This window comes from Microbacterium sp. 2MCAF23, assembly GCF_052115565.1.
Taxonomy (GTDB): domain Bacteria; phylum Actinomycetota; class Actinomycetes; order Actinomycetales; family Microbacteriaceae; genus Microbacterium.
Genome location: NZ_JBFRGY010000017.1, coordinates 25,228 through 51,129 on the forward strand (window position 1 = coordinate 25,228; position 25,902 = coordinate 51,129).

The window sequence follows — 25,902 nt, forward strand, 5'->3', positions numbered from 1 at the left end:
ATCCGCGGCTCATCCCCGATTCCACCGCGTTTCCCTCCTCGTAGCGCCTTTCCCTCCCCGCAGAAGCGCCTCTCAGGGGAGGGGACGACGGCCAGGGGAGGGAAACGCATGGTTGGGGGCCAGACTGGAGACACCCCGATCCGCCGAGGAGTAATCGCATGCCCGCCACTCTGACCTCGCCGTTGGACGAGGCCGCGCTCGGGCCCGACGTCCGGGTGGCCTCGCGCACGATCGACCGGTTCGCCCGGGCGCACGACGCCTCGCACTACCTCCTGGTGCCCGACGCGGTGCTCGTTCCCCAGGACGCAGCGGCCGTCGCCCGGGTCTTCGCCGCCGTGCGCGCGGCGGGGCGCAGCCTCACCTTCCGCTCGGGTGGCACGAGCCTCAGCGGACAGGGCGTGACGGGGGACGTCATGGTGGATACGCGCTCGGCGTTCCGCGGCATCCGCGTCGCCGACGACGGCACCTGGATCGCCGCGCAGCCCGGTGCCACCGTGCGCCAGGTGAACACGCGGCTGGGTCGCTTCGGGCGCAAGCTCGGGCCGGATCCGGCGAGTGAGATCGCGTGCACGATCGGCGGCGTGGTCGCCGACAACTCGAGCGGCATGGCCTGCGGGATCGTGGAGAACTCGTACCGCACGATCGAGTCGATGCTGTTGGTGCTGCCCAGCGACACGATCCTCGACACCGCCGCGCCCGACGCCCTGGCACAGCTGCGCGATCGAGAGCCCGAGATCGTCCGGGGTCTGCAGCACCTCCGCGACCGTCTGAGCGGGGATCCGGCCCTGAGCGCCGAGGTCGCGCGCCAGTTCTCGATGAAGAACACCATGGGATACGGCCTCAACTCCCTCCTCGACTTCGACGATCCGGTGCGGATCCTGGAGCACCTCGTGATCGGATCCGAGGGGACGCTCGCGTTCGTCGCGGAGGCGCGGTTCCGCACGATCCCGATCCAGCCGGCGATCTCGACCGGGCTGCTGGTGTTCGACACGCTCTCCGACGCGATGGCGGCGCTACCCGGCCTGACCTCGCTCGGACTCGCGACGATCGAGCTCCTGGACGCGGCGTCGTTGCGGGTCGCGCAGGGACTGAGCACGGTGCCGGAGGTGATCGCGGGGATCGACGTGCAGGGGCACGCGGCGCTGCTGATCGAGGTGCACGCCGCGGATGCCGACGCGCTGGCCGCGGGCACGGCGGCGGCGCTCGCGCATGTCGCGTCCCTGCCGCTCACGACCCCGGCACGCATGACCGAGGATCCGGTCGAGCGCGGGGAGCTCTGGACCGTCCGCAAGGGGCTGTACACGGCGGTCGCGGGAGCCCGCCCGTCGGGCACGACGGCGCTGCTCGAGGACATCGCGGTGCCGGTCGAGCGCCTGCTCGGCGTGTGCGAGGGCCTCACCGCGCTGTTCGAGAAGCACCGCTATGAGGGCTGCGTGATCTTCGGGCACGCGAAGGACGGCAACGTGCACTTCCTCATCAACGAGCGCTTCGACGATCCTGAGGCGCTGCGCCGCTACGAAGCCTTCACCGAGGACCTGGTCGCGCTCGTGCTCGCCCAGGGCGGCACGCTCAAGGCCGAGCACGGCACCGGGCGCATCATGGCTCCCTTCGTGCGCCGGCAGTACGGCGACGTGCTCACCGACATGATGTGGGAGATCAAGGGGCTCGTGGATCCAGACGGGATCCTCAACCCGGGCGTCATACTGTCGGACGACGCCGGCTCGTACCTCGCCGATCTCAAACTCGTGCCGACGGTGGAGGGCGAGGTCGACCGCTGCGTCGAATGCGGGTACTGCGAGCCGACCTGCCCCAGCAAGGACGTCACGCTCACCCCGCGGCAGCGCATCGTGCTGCGCCGCGACATGACGGCCGCTCTGCACCGCGGCGAGGTCGACGTGGCCGCCGAGATCGCGCGCGACTACGACTACGACGCCGTGCAGACCTGCGCCGTCGACGGCATGTGCGGGGTCGCCTGCCCCGTCGACATCAACACCGGCGATCTCGTGCGTCGGCTGCGGGCCGAGGAGGCGGGCCGGCTCGAACAAGGCGTGTGGAACGCCGCAGCCAAGGGCTGGGGCGCGATCACCCGTGGCGGCGGCTTCGCGTTGAACGTCGCTGACGCCCTGCCGGCACCACTCGTGACAAGCGTGACCAAGGCCGCCCGCGCCGTGCTCGGCGCCGACACCGTGCCGCTGTACGACGCGCGTCTCCCCGGCGGAGGAACGCGCGCGCTGCAGGCTCAGAACCCGGCCGATGCGGAGGCCGTGCTGTTCGGATCCTGCATCGGCACGATGTTCGGCGCGGAGCAGGACGCCGACGGCGTGCACGGCGAGGGATCGCGTGAGGCCGTGCGGCTGCTGCTGGAGCGGGCCGGGATCGCGTACGTTGTGCCGCCGGATGCGGGCGGGCTCTGCTGCGGCACCCCGTGGAAGTCCAAGGGACAGCTCGACGGCTACGCCACCATGACCGAGCGCGTGCTGCCGGCGCTCTGGGCAGCGAGCCGCAACGGTGCCCTGCCCGTGGTCTGCGACGCCGCGTCCTGCACCGAAGGGCTGCACGTGATGCTGGCGAAGGCCGTCGCCGAGCGCCCGGAATATGCCGCGCTGCGGATCGAGGACGCAACGACCTTCCTCGCGCGGGAAGTCCTGCCGAAGCTGACCGTGCGGGAGCGGATTCGCTCCGTCGCGGTGCATCCGACCTGCTCGACCACGCAGCTCGGCGCGAACGACGCCCTGCGCGCGCTCGCCGCGGCCGTCGCCGACGAGGTGTACGTGCCCGAGGGCTGGGGCTGCTGCGCGTTCGCGGGCGACCGCGGCATGCTGCACCCCGAGCTGACCTCGAGCGCGACCGCCGTCGAGGCGGCCGAGGTCGCGGCGGCCGGCGCCGATCGCGGTGGCTTCGACGCCTACGTCTCGGCGAACCGCACGTGCGAGCTCGGCATGAGTCGCGCGACCGGCCAGCCGTACCGGCACGTGGTCGAGGTGCTGGAGGAGCTCACCCGGGCCTGATCCGGATCCGGCCCAGCCAGCGGCGATCGCGGGTCGCGTGCCTCACGTCCGCCGGACGTTTGCAACTCTGCAGGATGATTCCGCGCTGATTCTCCTGCAGAAGCGGATCCATCCTTCAGGACGTCAGCGACGATCGGGTCCGACCCCGATCGCATCGAGCGCGACTTCGAAGTACAGGTCGGCGTGCAGCGCACAGCGCGGATTGAACGAGGCGGCGCATCGCGGGCAGGCGGTGACGCCGAGGTACTCGCGGATCTCGAGTTCGTGGCCGCAGACCCCGCACAGCACGGCCTTCGTGTCGTGCTCGGCGGCCGGCCACGGCCGGGACGGGTGTCCAGCTGTCTCCTCGTGGCAGAGGTGGCACGGGTAGTACTCGCCGCAGCACGCGAAGCGGATCGCCACGACGTCGAGCTCGGTGCGATAGTGCACGCAGCGGGTCTGCCCGTCGACCGGGCGGCCCTTGGTCTCGACGCCCTCCATGCCCATGTCACGATCCTAGGCGCGGTCCGGGGTCAGGCGCCGTTGAGCAGTCCCAGGCACGGCCCGATTACGACGAGCCAGGCGGCCGCGGAGATGATGAGCACGCCCACGCCGATGCCCCTGGTCTTCGCCCAGATCAGCAGCACCGCGCCCAGGATCAGCGGCAGTACGAGCGCGCCGATCGAGAACGCGGTTCCGAGGTTGGCGAGGCTGAAGAACAGCACCAGAGCGATCAGCATGGATCCGCAGCCGACCGCGGTTCCGACGCCGATCCCCGCGCCGAAGCTCAGTCCCGAGCGCGGTGGTGGTCCGCCGGCCGGACCGGCATACGCCGCGTAGCCGCCCGGCGCTGCGGGGGTTCCCGACGCTCCCGGATATGAGCCCGGCGCGCCGGGATAGGCGCCGGGCGCGGCGCCCCCCGAGGGAGGACCGGTGGGCGCCACCGGATCGGGCGGCGGAACCACCGTCTGAGCCGGAGGGATCTCGGCGCCCCCCGGAGGGATCGCGTCGCCCGTCGGTATTGGGCCGCCGAGCGGTGGGGCGAGGGGAGGGGCGGCCGGCTCCGGGAGGGGTGCCTGAGGAGGCGCGGGCGGACCGGGCGGTGCAGGTGCGGGCGGTGCCGCCGGCGGGCTCGGCGGCGCGGGTGGCCGGGGCGGGCCCGGCGGCTGCTCGGGAGCGCCGGGTGCGGGTGCGGGAGGATCCGGCTGGACCACCGGCTGCTCCGGATCCGGTTCGGACGGGTCCTCAGGCGTGCTGTTCACTCGGGATCCTCCTTGGGATGAGCGGGAAGGCGCCTCGCCGCGCCTTCCAGACGATGCGGGCGAGCAGGAGCGGGATCGTGACGATGAGGAACAGCTGCGGTCGGGTCAGGCCGAGCCAGGCGACGTCGTTGCCGCGCACGAACTCCACGAAGAAGCGGAAGATCCCGTATGCCGCGATGTATAGCGTGAGGGTCTCGCCGGCGGCGATGTCGCGGTGGCGCAGCCAGAACCAGAGCAGGCAGAACGCGGCCGCGTGGAACGCGATCTCGTAGATGAAGCTCGGGTGTAGCGGCACTCCCGCCGTGGATCCGACCCGCGCGGCGGCCGCGGGATCCAGCACGATGCCCCAGTCCGCACCGGTGGGGGTGCCCGGCCGCTCGGTGAACAGGCAGCCGAACCGGCCGATCGCCATCGCGATCGCGACCGCCGGGGCGAAGAGGTCGCCGCTGCGCTCGCGGTAGCCGACGATCTTCTTGGCGACGTGCACGCCGAGCCAGGCTCCGACCAGGGCGCTCAGGATCGAGGCGTTGCCGTGCGTGAGCTGCGAGACGAGGTCGCGGTTCTTGGTGAGGTCGATGTGCTGAGCCCAGGTGCCCAGACGGCTCAGGATCGCTGCGCCCAGCAGCGCACCGAGCACGAGATATGCCACCCGCGGATCCGTGACGCCCCGCCGGCGACGCTCGATGAGGAACACGATCCCCGCCGCGCCCAGTCCGAGCGCGACGAAGAACCCGTGCGTCTCGAGCGGAGGCGCCCACGGTCCGAGCAGATCCTGCAGCGTCGGGAACATCAGAACCGCCCGATCCAGAACATCACCCAGAACGGGGTCGCGACAGCGGCGAGCACCGCGAGAGCAGAGAGATACGCGAGCACGAGGCGGGTGTCGCCGAGCTTGCACTTCGAGCGCAGCAGACCCTGACGGCGGGCGCGCGCATATCCGGCGATGGCGACGAGTGCGAAGCCCAGCACGGCGATCGGACCGAGCAGGCACGCGATGAGCGCGACTGTCGTGAACACGCACAGCCGCAGGGGATCGAACGGCGGCGCGGCGGATCCGACGGTTTCGTCGTAGCGGTTCAGGCCGGACAGGTCGAGCTCACCGGGCGCGCCCGTCGGGCCCTCGCCCTGAGGGGCGGAGGACGGATCCGGAAGCGCAGCGGACACGGGTCAGTGCCCCACCGAGAGCGGCAGCCGGGCGCGGTCCCCGACGTCGACGCCCGCCTCTGAGGCGGCGCCGCCGGCGCGAGCACCCGCGGATCCGGTCGCTGTCGAGATGCGCGTGCGGGAGAGCGGCGCCCACGCCTGCACGGCGCAGAACGGCGCGCACTGGTGCGCCGACGTCTGCTCGTTGACCGTCGCGACATGCACGCAGCACTGCGTGAGGCGCTCCTCGATCATGGTGTTGATGTCCATGAAGGGCTTGACCGTGATGCGCTTGACGCGTTCGCCGAGGAACTGCCTCAGCCGCTTGTGCTGCCCGGGCAGCGCCGCGGTGGCGAGCTTGGTGAGCGTGCCGATGCCGAGGTCGCAGCCCGTGCAGATGTCCTTCCAGAGGGATCCGATCGAGGGGTGCGACAGCGACGACTGCTCGCTGAGCAGGTCGAGCAGCGACTGCTTGACCGAGTCCTTCAGCTTCTGATTGATGCCGCTGTCGGCGATGCGGTTCGCGATCAGATCCGGGTTGAGGTCGAGGAACTCCTTGAGCCGGTCGTGCCCGACGAGCTTCGTGAGCGAGTTCCAGGATCCGGAGTCGTCCTTGAGCAGGTAGCCGACCGAGCAGCAGTGCGGGTGGCTGCAGGGGAGCGCGGTGAGATCTTTCCAGGTGACCTCGCCGTCGGTCTGCGGCTCGAGCCGGGCGAGCACGCCCGTGTGCGTGAGACGGTCGTGCGGGTCGATCCCCGCCGAACGGCCGGATCCGAACACGGGCTGGATCGTGACGCCGCCCACGTAGGGCGTCTCCATCGCGCGACGGATCACGGCGCCGATCTCGCCGTCGTTCACGCCGAGGGCTGCGGTCATGGTGAGGGTCGTGAACACCCCCGCCTCGCTGAGTCGTGCGAGCGCGCGTTCCTTGAACCGGCGGATGTCCGCGCCACGGTGGTAGGCGGACGCCCCGGCGCTCTCGCCGTCGTACTGCAGGTAGACCTCGACCCGCTCGCGGTGCTTCTTGAGCGTCGCGACGAGGGCGTCGTCCTGCGCGATGCGCAGACCGTTCGAGTTGAGCAGGATGCGTACGATCGGGCGCGCCACGAGGTGCTCGAGCAGCTGCTCCAGCCAGGGGTACAGCGTCGGCTCGCCGCCGGAGAGCATCAGCACGTCGATGCGATTGTTCTCCTTGGCGAGCCGGGCATCGACCGAGGCGAGCACTTCCGCGAGCGGGGCGATGGCGCTCGCCGCAGGGCTGGATTCCGCGAAGCACGTCGGGCAGCGCAGGTTGCAGTGGTCGGTGAGGTCCTCCAGCAGGATGCAGGTGTGCTGCGTCTGCATCTCGGGCAGGCCGTCCTCGTAGGCCGAGGGCACCGGTTTGAAGTTGCCTGCGAGGTCGGGTTCGTGCACTTTCGTCGGTGCGGTCCACTGCTCGAGGTAGGTGAGGATCTCGGCCGACTCGTCGTAGAGCGTGCGCTGCAGTCCGTGCTCGGGGCAGCCTCGCTCGAGCCAGACGCGGTCGCCTCGCACCGCCAGCCAGCCGCTCAGCCGGCGGACATCCGCGAGCGGACGTTCCGGATCCTCTTCATGGCACGTGGGGCAGAACGCGTTGACGTAGCGGTGCACGCGGTAGTCGCGCAGGGGCTGTCCGGATCCGGCGGTCTTCGCGCGGACGGGGGCTCCCGCCGCACCGGGGCCGAAGCCTGCCGGGTTCTCCACGGTGGGGGTCATGCGCTCACCCTAGCGGCCGGGTGGTTCCGTGTCGGGGGGGGGCGGACGGGGCGTGTGGATAACCGCGCGGTCGCGAAGTCCGATCGTGCGGCGAGGACGTTCGTACCGGATGTATGCGCACACAGGAGCGGAGGGCCGCCCGCAAGGACGGCCCTCCGCAGTGAGGATTTCAGCGGCGCTCGACGGCCTTCGCCACCGCGCCTGCGGCAAGCAGGAACAGTCCGGCGAAGAGCAGGAACGGGTCGTAGAACCCGGTCTGCGCGAGAGAACCCGTCCTCGCGGTGGCTGCGTGCAGGCTGCGCACGGCCCCGTTCAGACCGTGCGTCACGTGAGACACGACCTGAACGCCACCGTCACCGGCGGCCGGGGTGGTTCCGCCATTGCTGGTTCCGGGCGTGCCCGGAGTTCCGGTGCCCGGGGTGCCCGGAGTTCCGGGAACGGTGGGCAGGCCGGGCAGCGATCCAGTGAGCCCTCCGATGACGCCGGGGAGGGATCCGGTGATCCCTCCGATGACGCCCGGGAGGGATCCGGTGACTCCGCCGATGACGCCGGTGACCACCGGAACGGTTCCGGTCACGCCGCCGATGACGCCGCCGAGGTTCGGCAGGCCCGCGAGGGTCCCGCCGTTGCCCGGGGTGCCACCGGTTCCGGGAAGACCCGGGATCGTGGGCAGGCCGGGGACGGTGGGCAGCCCCGGAAGGCTGCCGGTGATTCCGCTGAGGACGCCGCCGAGGTTGGGCAGGCCGGCGCCGGGGTTCGGCTCGCCGGGGAGGACGCCCGCGAGGGCGCCCGTCAAGCCGCCGAGGTTCGGCAGACCCGGAAGGATCCCGCCGTTGCCCGGGGTTCCCGGGTTGCCGGTTCCGGGGAGGCCCGGGACGGTGGGCAGGCTGGGCAGGTTGCCGGTCAGTCCGCCGAGGATCCCGCCGATGTTGGGCAGGCCCGGGAGGGTTCCCCCGTTACCGGGGGTTCCGGGGTTGCCGGTTCCCGGGAGACCCGGGATGGTGGGCAGGCTGGGCAGGTTGCCGGTCAATCCGCCGAGCGCACCGGTGATGGCACCGATGGGCAGGTTGGGCAGGCCCGGGAGGGTGCCGCCGTTGCCGGTTCCCGGGAGGCCCGGGATCGTGGGCAGACCGGGGACAGTGGGCAGGCCGGGCAGGTTGCCGGTCAGTCCGCCGAGGATCCCGCCGATGTTGGGCAGGCCCGGAAGGGTCCCTCCGTTGCCCGGGGTTCCCGGGTTGCCGGTTCCCGGGAGACCCGGGATGGCGGGCAGCCCCGGAAGGCTGCCGGTGATTCCGCTGAGGATTCCGCCGAGGTTGGGCAGGCCCGGGAGGGTTCCGCCGTTACCGGGGGTTCCGGGGTTGCCGGTTCCAGGGAGGCCCGGGATGGCGGGCAGCCCCGGAAGGCTGCCCGTGATTCCGCCGAGGACGCCGCCGAGGTTGGGCAGGCCCGGGAGGGTTCCGCCGTTGCCGGGGGTTCCCGGGTTGCCGGTTCCCGGGAGACCCGGGATCGTGGGCAGTCCGGGGACGGTGGGCAGCCCCGGAAGGCTGCCCGTGATTCCGCCGAGGACGCCGCCGAGGTTGGGCAGGCCCGGGAGAGTTCCCCCGTTACCGGGGGTTCCGGTTCCCGGGAGTCCCGGGACGGTGGGCAGGCGGCCGGTCAGGTTGCCGAGGTTCGGCAGGGTGACGGAGGCGTGCGGTGCGGTGGTGCCGGTGGTGGGCAGGGCTGCGTCGACGTAGACGTTGGTGCTGTCGGTGCCGATGCGGTCGGTGGTGCTCACTCCGTTGGGGCCTGCGGTGAGGTCCCAGACGTCCTTGATTCCGAGGACGTTGAGGTTCTTACCGACGTTCAGGCCGTTCGGGGTCGTGCCGGCGTGAACCGAACCGATCCCCGGGAGGGGAACCGTGACCACGCCAGGCGTGCCGCCGTTGCCCGGGAGACCCGGAACAGAGGGCAGACCCGGGAGGGATCCGGTCAGACCGCCCAGCGCACCGGTGATGGCACCGATAGGCAGGGATGGAAGGCCCGGAAGGCTGCCACCGGGGGTGCCCCCGGTGCCGGGGAGACCCGGAACGGAGGGCAGACCCGGGAGGCCGCCAGTGATCCCGCCGAGGCTCGGCAGGGTGACGCCAGCGTGTCCCGGCGTGGTGCCGGTGGTGGGGAGGGCTGCGTCGACGTAGACGTTGGTGGCGTCCGTGCCGATGCGGTCCGTGGTGGACACGCCGCTAGGGCCTGCGGTGAGGTCCCAGACGTCCTTGACTCCGAGGACGTTCAGGTTCTTACCGACGTTCAGCCCGCCGGGGGTGGTGCCGGCGTGGACGCTGCCGACGCCGGGGATGGGAACCGTGATCACGCCAGGCGTGCTGCCGGTGCCGGGGAGACCCGGAACCGAAGGCAGGCCCGGAACAGTGGGCAGGCCCGGGAGGGATCCGGTCAGACCGCCCAGCACACCGGTGAGGTCACCGATGGGCAGGGTGGGCAGGCCCGGGAGGGTTCCCCCGTTGCCGGGGGTACCGGTTCCCGGGAGGCCCGGGACGGTGGGCAGGCCGCCGGTGATCCCGCCGAGGTTCGGCAGGGTCACACCGGCGTGCGGGGCCGTGGTCCCGTTCGTCGGGACGGCTGCGTCGACGTAGACGTTGGTGGCGTCTGTGCCGATGCGGTCCGTGGTGGATACTCCGTTGGGGCCGGCGGTGAGGTCCCAGACGTCCTTGACTCCGAGGACGTTCAGGTTCTTACCGACATTCAGGCCGTTCGGGGTGGTGCCAGCGTGAACCGAACCGACGCCGGGAACCGGAATCGTGACCACGCCAGGAGTGCCGCCGGTGCCGGGCAGGCCCGGAACCGAAGGGAGGCCGGGGACGGCCGGCAGCCCGGGGAGCGTGCCGGTGATTCCGCTGAGGACTCCGCCGAGGTTCGGCAGAGCCGGGATCGAGGGCAGCCCCGGAATGGTTCCTCCTCCATTACCTCCGGGGGTGCCGCCGGTGCCCGGAAGCCCGGGCAGGGAGCCGCCACCGGGAAGACCCGGGACGGTGGGGAGGCCGCCGGTGATCCCGCCGAGGTTCGGCAGACTCACGCCGGCGTGCGGGGCCGTGGTCCCGTTCGTCGGGACGGCTGCGTCGACGTAGACGTTGGTGCTGTCGGTGCCGATGCGGTCGGTGGTGGACACGCCGTTGGGGCCAGCGGTGAGGTCCCAGACGTCCTTGATTCCCAGGACGTTGAGGTTCTTACCGACGTTGAGCCCGTTCGGGGTGGTGCCGGCGTGAACCGAACCGATCCCCGGAAGGGGAACCGTGATCTCGCCCGGAGCTCCGCCAGTCCCGGGCAGTCCCGGAATGCCGGGCAACGAACCGCCCGGAAGCCCAGGAAGTCCAGGAAGTCCAGGAAGTCCAGGAAGGCCGGGGGCGCCGCCGTTGCCCGGGAGGCCCGGAACGGACGGCAGGCCCGGAACCGAGGGCAGGCCCGGGAGGTGTCCGGTGATTCCTCCGATGGTGCCGGTGACCCCGCCGAGGGTGTCGCCGACGTTCGGCAGGCCCGGCAGTGACGGGACGCCAGGAAGGCCGGGGGTGCCGCCGTTGCCCGGAAGGCCCGGAACGGACGGCAGACCCGGAACGGAAGGCAGACCCGGGAGATGCCCGGTGACCCCGCCGATGGTGCCGTTGACGCCGGCTGCGACGGAGTCGGTGACCCCGTCGACGGTGTCGCCGACTCTGTTGCCCGCCGCCGTGACGACCGAGCTGACGGTGTCTGCAGCGCCGCTGGCAGCAGCGTGCGTGACGTCGTCGACCGTGTTCGTCACGCCGGTTGTGGCTGCGTCGGTGACGCCGCTGACCGTGTCCGCAGCTCCGTCGGTCGCCGCCTCGGCGGTCTGGACGATGGCGTCCGTGACGTCCGGGACGGACGGCACGGAAGGCAGACCCGGATCCGTGCCGCCTCCTGACGGGACCGTGCCCGTGACTGTGCCGAGCGTGTCGCCGACGAGGTCCGAGACGTCCTGCGTGACCGCGGGAAGGCCGCCGGTTCCTCCGCCTCCGCCGCCCTGTGACGGGTCGCAGGCGCCGGCCACGAGGTTCGTGACTGCCGTGAGTGTGCTGTTGACGACGTTGCAGCCGCAGTCGGCGCCATTGGGTGGCGCCTCTGCGGCATTTGCCGCCGTCGCGCCGGCGAGAGTGATCCCGCCCGCGATGAGCGTGCCCCAGAGAGCACGCTTGACGATGCGATTCATGTTCTCTTTCCTTCTGATCTGGGGATGCGCGAATGCGCGATGACACGTGCCGCCTCAAGGGCGGCCGTGCCCCGATCAGTCGGGAGAGGAGTCGTGCTCCGCGACCGGCGAGACCGGCAGGCGGTCGTCGCCTGCAGATCCGGTGCGGACGGCCAGCAGACGGTCGCCTGCCGACAACGAAGAGATGGTACCGAAGAGGCGCACGTCGCTCGTGCTGCCACCGGATGCGGATCCGGTGCCAGGCACCCCGAACTCAGAGGTCGGGGAACCCGACGGGTGCTGCGCGGGCGTTGCGGGCGCGGTCGCTGCCGGAGGCGCGGAGAGCGCCGCCGATACGAGCTCGTCGAGGGTGGGAAGCGCACTCTGCGCCCCGTCCCGCGCCGAAGCGAGCGTGACGGGGCGCGGTGAAGCGGGGGAGACCGGGTCTAGGGCGCCGTGAAGACCGGGAATGGCGGGAGATCCGGCCGGATCCGCGACCGGGGAGACCGGCGGCACGGTCGCGGTCGCGCCGCGCACCGTCTCGGTCACGGTTCCGACGGTGCCGTCGATCGAGACGGCGATCCGCGGGAGCGCATCGGTCACGGCGCCGAGCGTCGTGGGCACGCGGTGCAGAACGGCGTTGACCGGCGCGAGCACGGGGCTCAGCGCCGGGACGACCGTGTCTGTGGTCGTCGTGACGACGTCGATCGCGGCGCCGGCGGTCTGGTCGACGCCCTCCACGACCGGGAGGACGGCTTCGACGATCGGCGCGACCAGCGGTGCAACCGGCACTGCGGCCTCTGCGGGCGCGGGTGCCGCGTCCGTCACCGCGTCGACGACGGGTGCCGGAAGCACCTCGGAAACGGTGGTCTGCACGGCCGAGAGCGTGCTCTGAACGGTGGCCGGCGCCTCGACGATCGTGTCCTGAACTGCGCCGACGGTGCTCTGCAGCGTGCCGAGGAGGCTCGGAGGCGGCGGGGGTGCGATCTCTGCAGCCTGCGCGGATCCGGATCCGAAAGCGATCGACAGAGCCACCCAGCCGAGGGCGAAGAATCCGCCCGCGACCGCAGCGGGGACGAATCCCCGTAGCGACCGCGTACGACCCCGCATGAATACCCCCCGATATACCGCCGTTACGGCACAAGGTATTCCCTGCGCAGAGCATCTGTCTAGAGCCACTTGCGGTTGTTCCCGCGGCGTCACCGGATCGAGACCAAGCACTGTCGGACGGATCCCAGGGGGTCGGCGCTGACGTAGCGTTGATACGTGAGTTCTCCTGCCCTCGATGTGGCCGCCGTCCGCGCCGACTTCCCCCTGCTCGCCGAGTCCGTGAACGGGGCTCCGCTGGCGTACCTCGACTCCGCGGCGACGAGCCAGAAGCCCCGCGTCGTGCTCGATGCCGAGCGCGACTTCCTGGAGCGCTCCAACGCGGCCGTGCACCGCGGGGCGCACACGCTCGCCGCTGAGGCGACGGAGCTCTACGAGGACGCCCGTGCGGCCGTGGCCGGCTTCGTGGGCGCGCATCAGGACGACCTGGTCTGGACGCACGGCGCCACCGAGGGGCTGAACCTCGTGGCGTACGCGATCGGCAACGCGACCCTCGGCCGCGGCCTGCCCGAGAGCGCCCGTTTCGCGCTGCAGCCCGGCGACGAGCTCGTCGTGACCGAGGCGGAGCACCACGCGAACATCGTGCCGTGGCAGGAGCTGGCGGCCCGCACAGGCGCCGTCCTGCGCGTGATCCGGATCCGCGACGACGGATCCCTCGACCTCGATCACGCCGCCGAGGTCATCGGACCCCGCACCCGCGTCGTCGCCTTCACCCACGTCTCGAACGTGCTCGGCATCGTCAACCCCGTGGCGGAGATCGTCGCCCTCGCGCAGGCCGTCGGCGCGCTCACCGTGCTCGACGCGTGCCAGTCGGCACCGCATCTGCCGCTCGACCTGCCCGCGCTGGGCGTCGATCTGGCCGTGTTCTCCGGCCACAAGATGCAGGGTCCGTACGGGATCGGTGGTCTGTACGGACGTCGTGAGGTGCTCGCCGCGCTGCCGCCGTTCCTCACCGGCGGCTCGATGATCACGCGCGTCACATTCGAGCGAACCGAGTTCCTGCCGCCCCCGCAGCGGTTCGAAGCCGGCACGCAGCCGGTGTCGCAGGCGATCGCCCTCGCCGCCGCCGTGCGGTACCTCGACGACCTCGGCATGGATGCGGTGCACGCGCACGAGAAGGACCTCGAGCAGCGCCTGCGCACCGGTCTCGGCGCGATCGACGGCGTGCGGCTTCTCGGTGCGGCCGACGGGGCCGAGCGCGTGGCGCTGCAGGCCTTCGTCGTCGACGGGGTGCATGCGCACGATGTCGGCCAGTTCCTCGACTCCCGCGGTGTCGCCGTGCGCGTCGGCCACCATTGCGCGGAGCCCGTGCACGCCCGCCTCGGCGTGACGGCGTCGGTGCGCGCCTCTGCGGCGCTCTACAACACGGCCGACGAGATCGACCGGATGCTCGACGCCGTGTCCGGTGTGCGCGCGTTCTTTGGCGTCTCCGGATCCTCCGACCAGCAGGAGGTGCACGCATGAGCGGCCTCGAGGACCTCTACCAGGAGCTAATCCTGGACCACTCCAAGCGCCCGCACGGCAAGGGCCTGCTCGGCGCGGAGGACGATCCGCACACCGGCGAGTCGCACCAGCGCAACCCGATCTGCGGCGACGAGATCACGTTGCGCGCCCGCGTCTCCGACGACGGCGAGCGCATCACCGAGGTGAGCTGGGAGGGATCCGGCTGCTCGATCTCGCAGGCCTCCGCGTCGATGCTCACCGAACTCGTGGTCGGTCACTCGCGGGAAGAGGCGGGGGAACTCATCGACGGATTCCGTGAGGCGCTGCGTTCCCGCGGTGCGATGGAGCTCGATGAGGACGTCTACGGCGACGCGGCCGCCCTGACCGGCGTCTCCCGCTACGTCGCGCGCGTCAAGTGCGCGATGCTCGGCTGGGTCGCCCTGGAGGATGCGCTGCGCCGGGCCTGAGGCGGGGTTCTGCCGTTCGAAGCGCGCAAATGACCCCTTTCCGGGCCTGGATGGAGCCATTTGCGCTCTTTGAATCCAGGAGGGGAGTCGGCGAACTGTTACGCGGGCTGTTGCGGCCGAGTCTTCGGATCCGGATCCGGTGCTGTACCTTGACACTGTGGCCCTGACCTGTCGTTGTTGTCTCTGAGCGCGATCCGCGCTTCTCCGACGACCACAGACAGCCCTGCGCTCTTCCGGCGCGACCACCGTTCAGGACAACTTCCGTGCGCTACGCCAGCCATGTCGCCGACCTCGTCGGCGCGACGCCCCTCGTCCGTCTCTCGTCCGTCACCGGTGCGACCGCCGAGCGCGGCGCGATCCGCGCGACCGTGCTCGCCAAGGTCGAGTACTTCAACCCCGGCGGATCCGCGAAGGATCGCATCGCACGGTCGATCGTCGATGCCGCAGAGCGCGAGGGACTGCTCCAACCGGGCGGCACGATCGTCGAGGCCACGAGCGGCAACACCGGGGTCGGCCTCGCGCTGGTCGCGCTGCAGCGCGGCTATCGGATGGTGTTCGTGGTGCCGGACAAGTTCGACGGGCCCAAGGTCGCCACGCTCCGCGCCTATGGCGCCGAGGTCGTCGTCACACCCACGTCGGTGCCGCCTGAGCATCCAGAGTCGTACTACTCGGTCGCCGCGCGGCTGGCCCGCGAGATCCCCGGTGCGTTCAACCCGAACCAGTTCGCGAACCAGAACGGCCCTCGCGGGCACTACGAATCCACCGGCCCGGAGATCTGGTCTGACACGGACGGCCGGGTCACGCACTTCGTCGCGGGCATCGGCACCGGCGGCACGATCAGCGGCACCGGCCGCTACCTCAAGGAGGTGAGCGCCGGACGCGTGCAGGTGATCGGCGCGGATCCCGAGGGCTCCATCTACTCCGGCGATGAGATCCACTCCTATCTCGTCGAGGGCGTCGGGGAGGACTTCCTGCCGGCCACGTTCGATCCCGCCGTGGTCGACGGCTACGAGCGGATCTCCGATGCGGAGTCGTTCGCGATGACCCGTCGGCTCGCGCGCGAGGAGGGCCTGCTCGTCGGCGGCTCCAGCGGCATGGCCGTGGTCGCCGCGCTGCGCGTCGCCGAGGGCCTCGGGGAGGACGACGTGGTCGTCGTGCTGCTGCCCGACCACGGCCGCGGCTATCTCGACAAGCTCTACGACGACGACTGGATGACCGGGCACGGGTTCGCCGTGCCGTCCGCCCCGGCGAGTGCACACGCACTCGCCGAGCCCACATCCTCTTCGCGCCAACAGGATGTGCACTCGCCGGGAGCACATTCTGTCGACGCGCACGCGCCGCACGCCGACCGCCTCCCCGCGCCGACCGAGACCGCACGGCCGTAGCGCACGACTGAACCCGAGAGGATCCCACCATGACCATCGAGACCGACAAGACCGCCACCGCCGCCATCCACGCGGGCCAGGCCGCCGACCCCTACACCGGCGCGGTGATCCCGCCGCTGCACCTCTCGACGACGTTCGTGCAGGACGGGATCGGCGGCCTCCGCCAGGGCTACGAGTACGGCCGCAGCGGCAACCCGACGCGGGACGCGCTGCAGGCGCAGCTCGCCGCGCTCGAGGGCGGCACGCACGCCTACTCGTTCGCCTCGGGCCTCGCCGCGGAGGACACCCTGCTGCGTGCGATCCTGCAGCCGGGCGACCATGTGCTGCTCGGCAACGACGTCTACGGCGGCACGTTCCGGCTCATCTCCCGGGTGCTCGGCGGCTGGGGGATCACGGTGCAGGTCGTCGACATGAGCGACACCGAGGCGGTGCGCGCGGCCGTCGCCGCGAAGGCCCCGCGCGTGCTGTGGGTCGAGACCCCGTCGAACCCGCTGCTGCGCATCTCGGACATCGCCGCGCTCGCGGAGATCGGACACGAGGCCGGATCGGTCGTCGTGGTCGACAACACCTTCGCCACCCCCGCGCTGCAGCGCCCGCTCGCACTCGGAGCCGACGTGGTCGTGCACTCGACGACGAAGTACCTCGGCGGGCACTCCGACGTGGTCGGCGGCGCGGTCGTGCTGCGCGACGCCGAGCTCGCCGAGAAGGTCGGCTTCCTGCAGTTCGCGGTGGGAGCGGTGTCCGGGCCGTTCGACGCCTGGCTCACCACGCGCGGCATCAAGACCCTGCCGGTGCGGATGCGCCAGCACAACGAGAACGCGCAGGCCGTGGCCGAGTTCCTCGCCGCGCATCCCCGCGTCACCGGCGTCTACTACCCCGGCCTGCCCGAGCACCCCGGCCACGAGCTCGCCGCGCGGCAGATGTCGGGCTTCGGCGGCATCGTCTCGGTCGCGCTGGAGTCGGGCGAGGCCGCCCGTCGCTTCGCCGAGTCGACGCGCGTGTTCCAGCTGGCGGAGTCGCTCGGCGGCGTGGAGTCGCTCGTCAACTACCCCGACGCGATGACGCACGCCTCGGTGCGCGGGACCGAGGCGGCCGTGCCCGTGGAGGTCGTGCGCCTCTCGGTCGGCCTGGAGGACGTCGCCGACCTGCTCGCCGACCTGGAGCAGGCCCTGGCCGGCTGAGCGGCCCGCGCCACGGACCAGGGGTCCGGATCACCCCAGGACGGCGGCCGCCAGCGCCGCCAGCCGGGTGGCCGGATCGCCTGCGAGCTCCAGGATCCGCGCCGCGCCGGTGAGCTCCTCGTCGTCGGTCAGCGCGCGCAGCGCCTCATCCATGGCCTCGCGCAGCTCAGGGTCTTCCTCCTCGGGCACGGTGATGCCGTCGTCGAGCCCGAGGAGCACGAGCAGGTCGACCTCCGCCATCGCTTCCGCAGCGAGCGGGGCCTCGCGCCGGAACAGCTCCGCGGCTCGCGAGGACCGGCCCAGGTCGTCGAGCGCGGCGAGATAGGCGAGGAAGTCGAGCGGCCCGCGCTCGGCGATCACGGATCCGGCGAGCTCCGGGTCGAGGAGCCGCTCCGCACTGATCCGCAGCTGCGCGACGAGAGATCCGGATCCGCTTCCCTCGTCCACGAACTCGAACGGATCCGGGAGGACGACGAACTCGGGATGTGCGAGGGAGAAGTCGGAGATCAAGGTGCTCTTGCCGGTGGCGTGCGTGCCGGAGACGACGATGCGCATGTCCGGAGTCTACGGATCCGCAGGTGCTGCAAGGGCCGCTGCGGGCTGCCGCAGGGGCCGCTGCAGTCACCGCGGGGGTTGCAGCGGCCGCGGGGCGCGGGGCTGCAGGTGGGATGCCGCCGGGGCCGTAGCCTGAGGAGATGACGGACATCGCCTGGTCGGACGGACGCTGGACCCACGAGCCCGCAGCGCTCGCCGAGGATCAGGGCGACCTCGTCGTCACCGCCGTCGAAGGCAGCGATGCGTGGCGGATCACGTCGTACGGGTTCGTGCACGACAGCGAGCACGCGCTCGTGGTGCCGTTCGCCGTGGACACGGCCGTGGAGGTGGAGTTCACGGCGGCGTTCTCCGCCCAGTTCGACCAGGCGGGAGCGTTCGTGCGCGTCTCGGACGAGCGCTGGGTCAAGGCGGGCGTCGAATTCGCCGACGGGCGGCCGCAAGTGGGCGCCGTGGTCACCGACGGGATGTCGGATTGGTCACTCGCCCCGGTACCGGAGTGGGCCGATCGTCGCATCCTCGTGCGGGTGAGCCGTGGTACGGACGCGCTCACGGTGCGCGCCGGAATCGTCGGCGAGCCGCTCCAGCTCGTGCGCGTGCTGCCGTTCGCGTCGTCGCTCGTCGCGGAGGCGGGCCCGTTCGTGTGCGCGCCGACGCGGGCCGGTCTCGCCGTGCGACTGCACGCCTGGCGTGTGGTCGAGGCCGACGGCTCGCTGCACTGATCCGTCGCCGGCGCGAGACGCGTCGGTGCGGCCTTCCGATCGGCGGGAACGTGATTCCTCGTGGGGCGCGGAATACCCCTGGGGGGTATATGGTTGTGACCATAGGATACCCGGACGGGGTATCGAACGGAGGAGATGACATGACCACCACCGAGTACCAGGTGACCGGGATGTCCTGCGGGCATTGCGAGATGTCCGTGCGCCGGGAGGTCGGCAAGATCGCCGGCGTCGAAGGCATCGAGGTGAGCGCGTCGACCGGCCGCCTCGTGGTGACGTCCACGACGGGTCTCGATGACGCGAGTGTCTTCGCCGCGGTCGACGAGGCCGGCTACCGGGCGGTTCACGCCTGATGAACGCCGCGGGACGACTGGGCCTCTACGGCGCCGGGCTCGCGGCGGCGTTCGCCGTGGCGTTCGGCGCCGCGGCACTCGTCGCCCCGCGCGACGCCGCACCGCAGAACACCATGCACGAGGAGGAGACCGAGATGGGCCAGCACGACGCGCACGGATCCGGCGCACAGGGATCCATGGACCACAGCGCGCACGCGGCGGCGGGGGAGAGCCTCGCAGGCGTGTCCCTCTCTGCCGGCGGGTACACGCTCCCTCCGGTCTCCGCGCCTGGCGCTGTGGGGGAGCTGGGGGCGCTGAGCTTCCGGATCCTCGACGCCGCAGGCGCCCCGGTCACGGCCTACACGCCGCAGCACGAGAAGGATCTGCACCTGATAGTCGTGCGCAGCGACGGCACCGGGTTCCGGCACGTGCACCCCGTGCTCGACACCGCCACCGGCACCTGGAGCATTCCCTGGGCGTGGGACGCCGCCGGGACGTACCGGGTCTTCGCGGACTTCGCGGCCGCGGGTGCGGATCCGGTCACCCTCACCCGCACGATCGACATCGCCGGCCTGTTCGCACCCGTCGTCCCCGCGACGAGCACCCGAGCGAACGCCGACGGCTTCGACGTCAGCATCGACGGCTCTCTCGAGCCCGGATCCGCCTCCGTGCTGACCGTGACGGTCCGTCGCGACGGCGCTCCCGTCACCACGTTGCAGCCCTACCTCGGCGCCTACGGGCACCTCGTCGCGCTGCGCGAGGGCGACCTCGCCTACCTGCACGTGCATCCGGAAGGCGCGGCTCCGACGCCCGGCGCGACGTCGGGACCCGACGTCCGTTTCTCCGCCCACGTGGGCACTGAGGGCCGCTACCTGCTCTACTTCGACTTCCAGGTGGAGGGAGCCGTGCACACGGCCGCCTTCGTCCTCGACACGACGACGCGCGCCCACTGACCCGGCGCGACCGACCTGCAACGAAAGGAGACGCACCCATGAACGCGAACAGCGTGGAGCTCGAGATCGGCGGGATGACCTGCGCCTCCTGCGCGAACCGCATCGAGAAGACCCTGAACAAGCTCGACGGGGTCACCGCTGTGGTGAACTACGCGACCGAGAAGGCGAAGGTGTCGCTGCCGGACGGGTTCGACCCGTCCACGCTCATCGCCCAGGTCGAGGACATCGGCTATTCCGCCGTGCTCCCGAAGCCCGCGCTCCCCGAGACGGCCGAGGGGCCGGATCCGGAGACCGATGACCCGGAGCTGCGCTCTCTGCGCACCCGGCTGCTGGTCAGCACGATCCTCACGGTGCCCGTCATCGCGATGGCGATGATCCCCGCGCTGCAGTTCACGTACTGGCAGTGGGCGTCGCTGGCGCTCGCCGCACCCGTGATCGTGTGGGGCGCGTGGCCGTTCCACCGTGCCGCGTGGCTGAATCTGCGTCACGGGGCCGCGACCATGGACACGCTCATCTCGATGGGCACGCTCGCCGCGTTCGGGTGGTCGCTGTACGCCCTGTTCCTCGGCGCCGCGGGCATGCCGGGGATGCGGCACGAGTTCTCGCTCACCCTGCAAGCCGGTGATGGCAGCGGCAACATCTACCTCGAGGTGGGTGCGGGCGTGACCGTCTTCATCCTGGCCGGACGGTACTTCGAGAAGCGCTCCAAGCGGCGTGCGGGCGCGGCGCTGCGCGCACTGCTCGAGCTCGGCGCGAAGGATGTGGCGGTGCTGCGGCCTTCGGCGGGCTCCGGGACCGGGGCGGGCTCCGGGACAGAAGAGGTCCGGATCCCGATCGCGCAGCTCGCAGCCGGTGACGAGTTCGTCGTGCGTCCGGGTGAGAAGATCGCCACGGACGGTGTCGTCGTCTCCGGATCCTCCGCGGTGGACGCGTCGATGCTCACCGGTGAATCCGTGCCGGTCGAGGTCGGCGCGGGCGACGCGGTGGCCGGAGCGACCGTCAACGCCGGCGGGCGCCTGGTGATCCGCGCGACGAGGATCGGATCCGACACGCAGCTCGCGCAGATGGCCCGACTCGTCGAAGACGCCCAGACCGGCAAGGCCGAGGTGCAGCGCCTCGCGGATCGGATCAGCGGCGTGTTCGTGCCGATCGTGATCGCGATCGCCGTGGTGACGCTCGGCGCCTGGCTCGGAGCCGGCTTCCCCGCCACGGCGGCGTTCACCGCCGCGGTCGCCGTGCTCGTGATCGCCTGCCCGTGCGCCCTGGGCCTCGCCACGCCGACCGCGCTGCTCGTGGGTACAGGGCGGGGCGCCCAGATGGGGATCCTGATCAAGGGTCCGGAAGTGCTGGAATCCACCCGCCGCGTGGACACGATCGTGCTCGACAAGACCGGCACCGTGACGAGCGGGCGCATGGAGGTCACGGGCGTCATCGCGGAGGAGGGAACGGATCCGGCCGAGCTGCTGCGTCTCGCTGGTGCGCTGGAGAACGCGTCGGAGCACCCCATCGCGCAGGCCGTCGCCCGTGCTGCGACGGCGGCTTCGGCCACTCGGGCACTCGACGGGACGACCGCGGATCCGCTTCCCGAGGTCGACTCCTTCCAGAATCTCGAGGGCCGCGGTGTGCAGGGCATCGTCGACGGGCACGCCGTGCTCGTCGGCCGGGAGGCGCTGCTCGCGGACTGGGCGCAGCGCCTGAGCCCCCGGGTCGCGGCCGCGAAGGCCGAGGCCGAAGCGGGAGGCAAGACCGTCATCGCGGTCGGGTGGGACGGATTCGCCCGCGGCATCGTCGTGATCGCCGACACCGTGAAGCCCACGAGCGCCGACGCGGTCGCCCAGCTCAAGCGCCTCGGCCTCACGCCGATCCTGCTCACCGGCGACAACGAGGCGGTCGCTCGGCGGATCGCCGCGGAGGTCGGCATCGACGAGGTGATCGCCGAGGTGCTGCCCGAGGGCAAGGTCGACGTGGTGACCCGGCTGCGGGCCGAGGGGCGCGTGGTGGCGATGGTCGGGGACGGGGTGAACGATGCTCCTGCGCTCGCCACGGCCGACCTCGGCATGGCGATGGGCACGGGAACCGACGTCGCGATCGAGGCGAGCGACATCACGCTCGTGCGGGGCGACCTGCGGGCCGCGGCCGACGCGATCCGGCTCTCCCGGCGCACGCTGGGCACGATCAAGACGAACCTGTTCTGGGCCTTCGCCTACAACGTCGCCGCGATCCCGATCGCTGCGCTGGGCCTGCTGAACCCGATGCTCGCGGGAGCCGCCATGGCATTCTCCAGCGTGTTCGTGGTCGGCAACAGCCTGAGGCTGCGCCGATTCCGCTGAGCGCCCTCCTCTCATCGAGTCGTCCCCCTGAGCACGACCTATAGACCGTGCTCAGGGGGACGACTCGTAAATGGGGGGCGCCGGGCGACCGGTCAGGCGCCGTGCCAGAAGATCGCGATCCCGGCGTTCAGCACGGCGAGGGCGCCGATCGTCCAGAAGGCCGTGGCGGTCGGCCGGCCGGCGCGCTCCCGCGTGATGACGACGCCGAAGGCGCCGCCGATGGCGAGGGCGACCACCAGCTTCACCCCGAGCTTGAGGTAGTCGAGGTGCACGCCGGCGGGGAAGGGGATCGCGAGCAGCAGTCCGGACGCGATCATCACCCCCAGCCCCGTGCGGAACAGCGTCGTGGTGACGTAGCGTCGTCGCACCGCCTGTGCGGCCCAGCCGCCGAGCAGCAGAGCGAAGCCGACGAGGTGCACGAGCACGAGGAACTCGCGCAGCAGGGTCAACAGGTCCAAGAGGTCTCCGTTCGGATCGGTCAGAGCGCGGCGGTCTTGCCGCCGTCGACGGGCAGGACCACGCCGGTCACGAAGGATGCGGCGGGTGAGGCCAGCCAGGCGATCGCCTCGGCGACCTCCTCGGGGCGCCCCATCCGCTGCATCGGGATGAACCGGCCGATGCGTTCGCGCACCTCCGCGGGCTGGTCGAGCACCGAGCCCGACGCGATCGGCCCCGGCGCGACGGCGTTCACGCGCACGCCCCGGGCGGCCTCGTCGAGCGCCGTGGTGCGGGTGAGGCCGACGACGCCGTGCTTGGCGGCGGCATAGGCCGACATGCCGGGGGCACCGCCGATGCCTGCGGTGGAAGCGACGTTCACGACGGCCCCACCGTCGCGGATCGCAGCGAGCTCCGCGCGCAGGCACCGGGACAGGCCCAGCAGGTCGACCGCGAGCACCTGGGCGAACTCCACGTCGTCGATCTCGGTGAGCGGACGAGGCAGGTGCGCGATGCCGAGGTTGTTCACTGCGACGTCGATCCCCTCCGGGGCGTGCACGGCCAGGAACTCCGCTAGCGCGCCCGCCTCGGCGGCGTCGAACGCGACCGCTTCCGCGTCGTGACCGTCGCCGCGCAGCGCGTCCGCGAGTGCGGCCAGTGGATGCGGTCGGCGCGATACCAGGAGAATCCGATGCCCTTCCGCAGCGAGCCGGCGTGCGACGGCCTCGCCGATGGCGCCGTTCGCGCCGACGACGAGCGCGGTGCTCATGACGCGTCCTCCGCGGCCGCGGTGCGCGGACCTCGCCGCGGCCTGTCCCGGGGCAGCAGGAACGTTGCTGCGATCAGCCAGGCTCCGCCCCCGAAGCGCACGATCGGCAGCAGCGCCTGCAGCGGGTCGATCACGAGCGAGAGGAACGACAGCTCGCCCACGGCCGCGAGCACGAGCCCGGCCAGCGCGAGCCGGCGCGGGATCAGCCGCAGGATGAACGCCGGCACGGCGATGCCGGCGATCAGCAGTCCCATGCCCACGGCGTAGCCGACACCGCCGAGCCCGAAGGCGAGTCGCCCGAGGGTCGCGGCGCTGCCGGGATCGGCGGCATCGGGACCGGAGGCGAGCGCCCAGGTCACGAGGGCCGAGACGAGCAGCAGCAGTGAGGCGCCGATCCCGCCGTACAGGCCGATGACCGGGCCGGGCACGCGCACGCCGAGGCGCAGCTGGCGGGCATAGATCGAGGCGGCGAGGATCCCCAGCGGCACGGCGGCGCCGAGTTGCAGAGTCGCCGCGATGCGGATCGGCAGGGCGTGGGCGGTGTACCAGCTCGCGACGTCGGCGGCGGAGGCGAACGGCGCAGGAACCGACCCGGTGCCCACGAGCAGCACCACGACGCCGGCGATGGTCAGGGCGAAGGTGACGATCGCGAGCGGGCCCAGCGGGGGCCCGCCGGGGCGACGGGAAGCAGGCGAAGAATCGGTCATGACTGAAATGATGCATGGCATGAATCATTCTGTCAAGAGGACTATGCTGGACCCATGGATGCCGCTCGCCGACCCGCACGCACGGGGTTCCTGCTGTCCCAGCTCGGCGCATTCGCCTCCGCGCGATTCGCCGAACTCGTGAAGCCGGTCGGCCTCACGCCGGCGACGGCCGGGGTGCTACGGATCCTGATGCAGAACCCCGGGCTCAGTCAGCGGGCGCTGGCGGACCGGCTCGGCGCCGTGCCCAGTCGGGTGGTCGTGCTCGTCGACACTCTCGAGGCGGCCGGCCTGGTGTCGCGGACACGCGATCCCGACGATCGCCGCCACCACCGCCTCGATCTCACCGAGGATGGCCGTGCCACTCTGCGGACCCTCCGCGCGGCGGCGGAGCAGCAGAACGCCGACGTCCTGAGCCCTCTGGATCCGGCCGAGCGCGAGGCGTTCGCCGCCCTCGTGACCCGCCTCGCCGCCGCGCACGGACTCGATCCCGAGGTGCATCGCGGATACGGCGGCGGAGGTCGCACCGACTGACCCGACCCGGCAGAAAGTTCCCGCACCCCCTACCGATTCACCGAATCGATTCGATACCATGGGAAACGGCCTGCCGTGACCGATCACGGCGGGCCTTGCTTCGTCCCCCGCCGATCCCCGCCCGAAGAGTTCCGCATGTCCACGTCCCTCACCACCGGCCGCCCCTGGCGCGTCATCCTGGCCTTCGCCGTCCCCCTGCTGATCGGTAATGTCGTGCAGCAGCTCTACCAGTTCGCCGACGCGATCGTCGTCGGCCGCCATCTCGGCGTCGACTCGCTCGCCGCCGTGGGCGCGACCGGCAGCCTGATCTTCCTGCTGATCGGCTTCGCATGGGGACTCAGCAGCGGCTTCGCGATCCCGACCGCGCAGGCATACGGCGCGGGCGATCACGCCGCGGTGCGACGGTCGGTCGCCACGGGCACGCTGCTGACCGCCGCGACGAGCATCATCATCTCGGTCGGCGCCCCCCTCGTGACCGCGCCGCTGCTCGCCCTGCTGCAGACGCCCGAGGTGCTGATGCCCGAGGCGACCGTGTTCACTCAGGTCACCTTCATCGGCGGCAGCACGATCATGTTCTTCAACTACCTCTCCGCGGTGATCCGCGCGATCGGCGACTCGCGCACCCCACTCGTGTTCCTCACCGTCTCCTGCGCGCTGAACATCGTGCTCGTGATCCTCATGGTCGGCACGTTCGAATGGGGCGTCGCGGGCGCCGCCTGGGCCACCGTCGTCGCGCAGGGCGTCTCGGTCGTGCTGTGCCTCGTGTACGTGTGGCGCAAGCTCCCGGTGCTGCATGCGCACCGCGCCGACTGGCGGGTCACCCGCGACGACATCGTCCAGCACCTGCGCCTCGGCCTCCCGATGGGCTTCCAGGCCTCGATCATCGCGATCGGCACGATCACCGTGCAGGTCGCGCTGAACATGCTCGGCCCCGTCGCCGTCGCCGCATACACGACCGCCTCCCGCGTGGACAGCATCGCAGTCGCGTTCCTCGCCTCGATCGGACTCGCCGCCTCGATGTACGCGGCGCAGAACCTCGGCGGACGTCGGCCCGACCGCATTCGCCGCGGCGTGACGCAGGCGATCTGGATGGCCGTCATCACGGCCGTCGTGCTCGGAGCGCTGCTGGTGCTGTTCGGATCCTCGATGGTGCGCGTGTTCATCGGCGACGGATCCGACGAGGTCGTGCGCCTCGCCGCCCTCATGCTGCTGATCAACGGTGTCAGCTACACCGCGCTCGGAGTGCTGTTCGTGCTGCGCGGCGTCCTGCAGGGCCTCGGGCACACGCTCATCCCGACCGTCACCGGCGTGATCGAGCTCGTGATGCGCGTCGGGGCCGCCGTCGTGCTCGGTGCCCTCATCGGCTACCCCGGCGTCGCGCTGAGCAACCCGCTCGCCTGGCTGGGCGCGGCGGCGCTGCTCATCCCCGCGTACGTGAAGGCGCATCGCGAACTGGCGCGGATGCCCGTGGATCCGATCGAGGTCACCCCGACCACGGCGATCCCGGTCATCGGCCCGACCGACGGTTCCATGGTCGTCGACGCCGTCATCACGGCCTCCGTTCCGGTGGTGAGGGCGAAGCCTCGGCTCAAAGTCGGACGGCGCTGAGGGCGGACCGGGGCTGACCGCGAACCCCGCACCGTGCTCCGATCTCCGCCGGGCGCTTG

The 25,902-nt window shown here is 71.5% G+C and carries 22 protein-coding genes; 11 read left to right on the plus strand and 11 right to left on the minus strand.

Going from position 1 to position 25,902, the window contains the following annotated elements; translation table 11 throughout:
• Positions 1 to 158 precede the first annotated feature (158 nt).
• Positions 159 to 3,008 carry an FAD-binding and (Fe-S)-binding domain-containing protein gene (locus AB4078_RS17310; RefSeq protein ID WP_441978158.1) on the plus strand — a complete coding sequence of 950 codons (2,850 nt, stop codon included), beginning with the start codon at positions 159 to 161 and terminating at the stop codon, positions 3,006 to 3,008.
• Between the two features lie 123 nt (positions 3,009 to 3,131).
• Here the strand turns inward: AB4078_RS17310 and AB4078_RS17315 are convergent, their stop codons facing one another.
• From AB4078_RS17315 to AB4078_RS17345, 7 genes are all read right to left on the minus strand, one after another.
• Positions 3,132 to 3,494 carry a CHY zinc finger protein gene (locus AB4078_RS17315; protein ID WP_441978159.1) on the minus strand — a complete coding sequence of 121 codons (363 nt, stop codon included), beginning with the start codon at positions 3,492 to 3,494 and terminating at the stop codon, positions 3,132 to 3,134.
• A gap of 26 nt (positions 3,495 to 3,520) precedes the next feature.
• Positions 3,521 to 3,952, minus strand: coding sequence for a hypothetical protein (locus tag AB4078_RS17320; protein WP_441978160.1), 432 nt, complete (start codon positions 3,950 to 3,952; stop codon positions 3,521 to 3,523).
• Between the two features lie 280 nt (positions 3,953 to 4,232).
• On the minus strand, positions 4,233 to 5,039 hold the full coding sequence (locus AB4078_RS17325) for a prolipoprotein diacylglyceryl transferase (RefSeq protein ID WP_441978161.1): 807 nt from the start codon (positions 5,037 to 5,039) through the stop codon (positions 4,233 to 4,235).
• Positions 5,039 to 5,413: a hypothetical protein gene (locus AB4078_RS17330; RefSeq protein ID WP_441978162.1), complete on the minus strand. Its 375-nt coding sequence runs from the start codon at positions 5,411 to 5,413 to the stop codon at positions 5,039 to 5,041. Before AB4078_RS17330 ends, AB4078_RS17325 begins: the two co-directional genes overlap by 1 nt.
• A 3-nt stretch (positions 5,414 to 5,416) precedes the next feature.
• Positions 5,417 to 7,126 carry a radical SAM protein gene (locus AB4078_RS17335; RefSeq protein ID WP_441978163.1) on the minus strand — a complete coding sequence of 570 codons (1,710 nt, stop codon included), beginning with the start codon at positions 7,124 to 7,126 and terminating at the stop codon, positions 5,417 to 5,419.
• Positions 7,127 to 7,295: 169 nt separating this feature from the next.
• Positions 7,296 to 11,345 (minus strand): hypothetical protein, encoded by a 4,050-nt coding sequence (locus AB4078_RS17340; RefSeq protein WP_441978164.1) that lies wholly within the window; start codon positions 11,343 to 11,345, stop codon positions 7,296 to 7,298.
• A gap of 75 nt (positions 11,346 to 11,420) precedes the next feature.
• A complete protein-coding gene (locus AB4078_RS17345; protein ID WP_441978165.1) occupies positions 11,421 to 12,434 on the minus strand; it encodes a hypothetical protein in 1,014 nt (337 codons plus the stop codon).
• A 156-nt stretch (positions 12,435 to 12,590) separates the two neighbouring features.
• Here AB4078_RS17345 and AB4078_RS17350 point away from each other — a divergent pair, with 156 nt between their 5' ends.
• The 4 genes from AB4078_RS17350 (at position 12,591) to AB4078_RS17365 (ending at position 16,907) form a co-directional block, all read left to right on the plus strand.
• On the plus strand, positions 12,591 to 13,895 hold the full coding sequence (locus AB4078_RS17350) for an aminotransferase class V-fold PLP-dependent enzyme (protein ID WP_441978166.1): 1,305 nt from the start codon (positions 12,591 to 12,593) through the stop codon (positions 13,893 to 13,895).
• The gene (gene sufU, locus AB4078_RS17355) at positions 13,892 to 14,341 is read left to right on the plus strand and encodes a Fe-S cluster assembly sulfur transfer protein SufU (protein ID WP_441978167.1); all 450 of its coding nucleotides are present in this window, start codon (positions 13,892 to 13,894) and stop codon (positions 14,339 to 14,341) included. The genes AB4078_RS17350 and sufU overlap by 4 nt, the downstream gene beginning before the upstream one ends.
• Positions 14,342 to 14,604: 263 nt before the next feature.
• The gene (locus tag AB4078_RS17360) at positions 14,605 to 15,726 is read left to right on the plus strand and encodes a PLP-dependent cysteine synthase family protein (protein WP_441978168.1); all 1,122 of its coding nucleotides are present in this window, start codon (positions 14,605 to 14,607) and stop codon (positions 15,724 to 15,726) included.
• Positions 15,727 to 15,755: 29 nt separating this feature from the next.
• The gene (locus tag AB4078_RS17365; protein WP_441978169.1) at positions 15,756 to 16,907 is read left to right on the plus strand and encodes a cystathionine gamma-synthase; all 1,152 of its coding nucleotides are present in this window, start codon (positions 15,756 to 15,758) and stop codon (positions 16,905 to 16,907) included.
• Between the two features lie 30 nt (positions 16,908 to 16,937).
• On the opposite strand, the gene AB4078_RS17370 is transcribed toward AB4078_RS17365, so the two are convergent.
• Entirely contained in the window at positions 16,938 to 17,462 is a 525-nt protein-coding gene (locus AB4078_RS17370) for an AAA family ATPase (RefSeq protein WP_441978170.1), read from the minus strand.
• Positions 17,463 to 17,602: 140 nt separating this feature from the next.
• On the opposite strand from AB4078_RS17370, the gene AB4078_RS17375 reads away from it, so the two are divergent.
• The 4 genes from AB4078_RS17375 to AB4078_RS17390 all read left to right on the plus strand — a co-directional run bounded on the left by AB4078_RS17375 (position 17,603) and on the right by AB4078_RS17390 (position 21,793).
• On the plus strand, positions 17,603 to 18,181 hold the full coding sequence (locus AB4078_RS17375) for a DUF1349 domain-containing protein (protein ID WP_441978171.1): 579 nt from the start codon (positions 17,603 to 17,605) through the stop codon (positions 18,179 to 18,181).
• 140 nt (positions 18,182 to 18,321) lie between these two features.
• Complete coding sequence (locus AB4078_RS17380) at positions 18,322 to 18,531, plus strand: heavy-metal-associated domain-containing protein (protein ID WP_441978172.1); 210 nt, start codon at positions 18,322 to 18,324, stop codon at positions 18,529 to 18,531.
• Positions 18,531 to 19,463, plus strand: coding sequence for a heavy-metal-associated domain-containing protein (locus AB4078_RS17385; RefSeq protein WP_441978173.1), 933 nt, complete (start codon positions 18,531 to 18,533; stop codon positions 19,461 to 19,463). Before AB4078_RS17380 ends, AB4078_RS17385 begins: the two co-directional genes overlap by 1 nt.
• 38 nt (positions 19,464 to 19,501) lie before the next feature.
• Positions 19,502 to 21,793, plus strand: coding sequence for a heavy metal translocating P-type ATPase (locus AB4078_RS17390; protein ID WP_441978174.1), 2,292 nt, complete (start codon positions 19,502 to 19,504; stop codon positions 21,791 to 21,793).
• Positions 21,794 to 21,885: 92 nt separating this feature from the next.
• Here AB4078_RS17390 and AB4078_RS17395 read toward each other — a convergent pair whose 3' ends face one another.
• Genes AB4078_RS17395 through AB4078_RS17405 form a run of 3 tightly spaced genes read right to left on the minus strand, consistent with a single transcriptional unit; the run spans position 21,886 to position 23,704 of the window.
• Positions 21,886 to 22,251, minus strand: a complete 366-nt coding sequence (locus tag AB4078_RS17395) for a Fe-S protein (protein WP_440732606.1) — start codon at positions 22,249 to 22,251, stop codon at positions 21,886 to 21,888.
• A gap of 20 nt (positions 22,252 to 22,271) precedes the next feature.
• Complete coding sequence (locus AB4078_RS17400; protein WP_441978175.1) at positions 22,272 to 22,997, minus strand: SDR family NAD(P)-dependent oxidoreductase; 726 nt, start codon at positions 22,995 to 22,997, stop codon at positions 22,272 to 22,274.
• A complete protein-coding gene (locus AB4078_RS17405) occupies positions 22,994 to 23,704 on the minus strand; it encodes a hypothetical protein (protein ID WP_441978176.1) in 711 nt (236 codons plus the stop codon). Before AB4078_RS17405 ends, AB4078_RS17400 begins: the two co-directional genes overlap by 4 nt.
• Positions 23,705 to 23,758: 54 nt before the next feature.
• Here AB4078_RS17405 and AB4078_RS17410 point away from each other — a divergent pair, with 54 nt between their 5' ends.
• Positions 23,759 to 24,235 (plus strand): MarR family winged helix-turn-helix transcriptional regulator, encoded by a 477-nt coding sequence (locus AB4078_RS17410; protein ID WP_441978177.1) that lies wholly within the window; start codon positions 23,759 to 23,761, stop codon positions 24,233 to 24,235.
• A 135-nt stretch (positions 24,236 to 24,370) separates the two neighbouring features.
• The gene (locus AB4078_RS17415; protein ID WP_441978178.1) at positions 24,371 to 25,843 is read left to right on the plus strand and encodes an MATE family efflux transporter; all 1,473 of its coding nucleotides are present in this window, start codon (positions 24,371 to 24,373) and stop codon (positions 25,841 to 25,843) included.
• The last annotated feature ends 59 nt before the right edge of the window (positions 25,844 to 25,902 follow it).

Coding starts and splice junctions, on each gene's coding strand:
- AB4078_RS17310 (WP_441978158.1), top strand. CDS start 159: ATGCCCGCCACTCTGACCTCGCCGTTGGACGAGGCCGCGCTCGGGCCC.
- AB4078_RS17315 (WP_441978159.1), bottom strand. CDS start 3,494: ATGGGCATGGAGGGCGTCGAGACCAAGGGCCGCCCGGTCGACGGGCAG.
- AB4078_RS17325 (WP_441978161.1), bottom strand. CDS start 5,039: ATGTTCCCGACGCTGCAGGATCTGCTCGGACCGTGGGCGCCTCCGCTC.
- AB4078_RS17335 (WP_441978163.1), bottom strand. CDS start 7,126: ATGACCCCCACCGTGGAGAACCCGGCAGGCTTCGGCCCCGGTGCGGCG.
- AB4078_RS17340 (WP_441978164.1), bottom strand. CDS start 11,345: ATGAATCGCATCGTCAAGCGTGCTCTCTGGGGCACGCTCATCGCGGGC.
- AB4078_RS17345 (WP_441978165.1), bottom strand. CDS start 12,434: ATGCGGGGTCGTACGCGGTCGCTACGGGGATTCGTCCCCGCTGCGGTC.
- sufU (WP_441978167.1), top strand. CDS start 13,892: ATGAGCGGCCTCGAGGACCTCTACCAGGAGCTAATCCTGGACCACTCC.
- AB4078_RS17365 (WP_441978169.1), top strand. CDS start 15,756: ATGACCATCGAGACCGACAAGACCGCCACCGCCGCCATCCACGCGGGC.
- AB4078_RS17370 (WP_441978170.1), bottom strand. CDS start 17,462: ATGCGCATCGTCGTCTCCGGCACGCACGCCACCGGCAAGAGCACCTTG.
- AB4078_RS17375 (WP_441978171.1), top strand. CDS start 17,603: ATGACGGACATCGCCTGGTCGGACGGACGCTGGACCCACGAGCCCGCA.
- AB4078_RS17380 (WP_441978172.1), top strand. CDS start 18,322: ATGACCACCACCGAGTACCAGGTGACCGGGATGTCCTGCGGGCATTGC.
- AB4078_RS17385 (WP_441978173.1), top strand. CDS start 18,531: ATGAACGCCGCGGGACGACTGGGCCTCTACGGCGCCGGGCTCGCGGCG.
- AB4078_RS17390 (WP_441978174.1), top strand. CDS start 19,502: ATGAACGCGAACAGCGTGGAGCTCGAGATCGGCGGGATGACCTGCGCC.
- AB4078_RS17400 (WP_441978175.1), bottom strand. CDS start 22,997: ATGAGCACCGCGCTCGTCGTCGGCGCGAACGGCGCCATCGGCGAGGCC.
- AB4078_RS17405 (WP_441978176.1), bottom strand. CDS start 23,704: ATGACCGATTCTTCGCCTGCTTCCCGTCGCCCCGGCGGGCCCCCGCTG.
- AB4078_RS17410 (WP_441978177.1), top strand. CDS start 23,759: ATGGATGCCGCTCGCCGACCCGCACGCACGGGGTTCCTGCTGTCCCAG.
- AB4078_RS17415 (WP_441978178.1), top strand. CDS start 24,371: ATGTCCACGTCCCTCACCACCGGCCGCCCCTGGCGCGTCATCCTGGCC.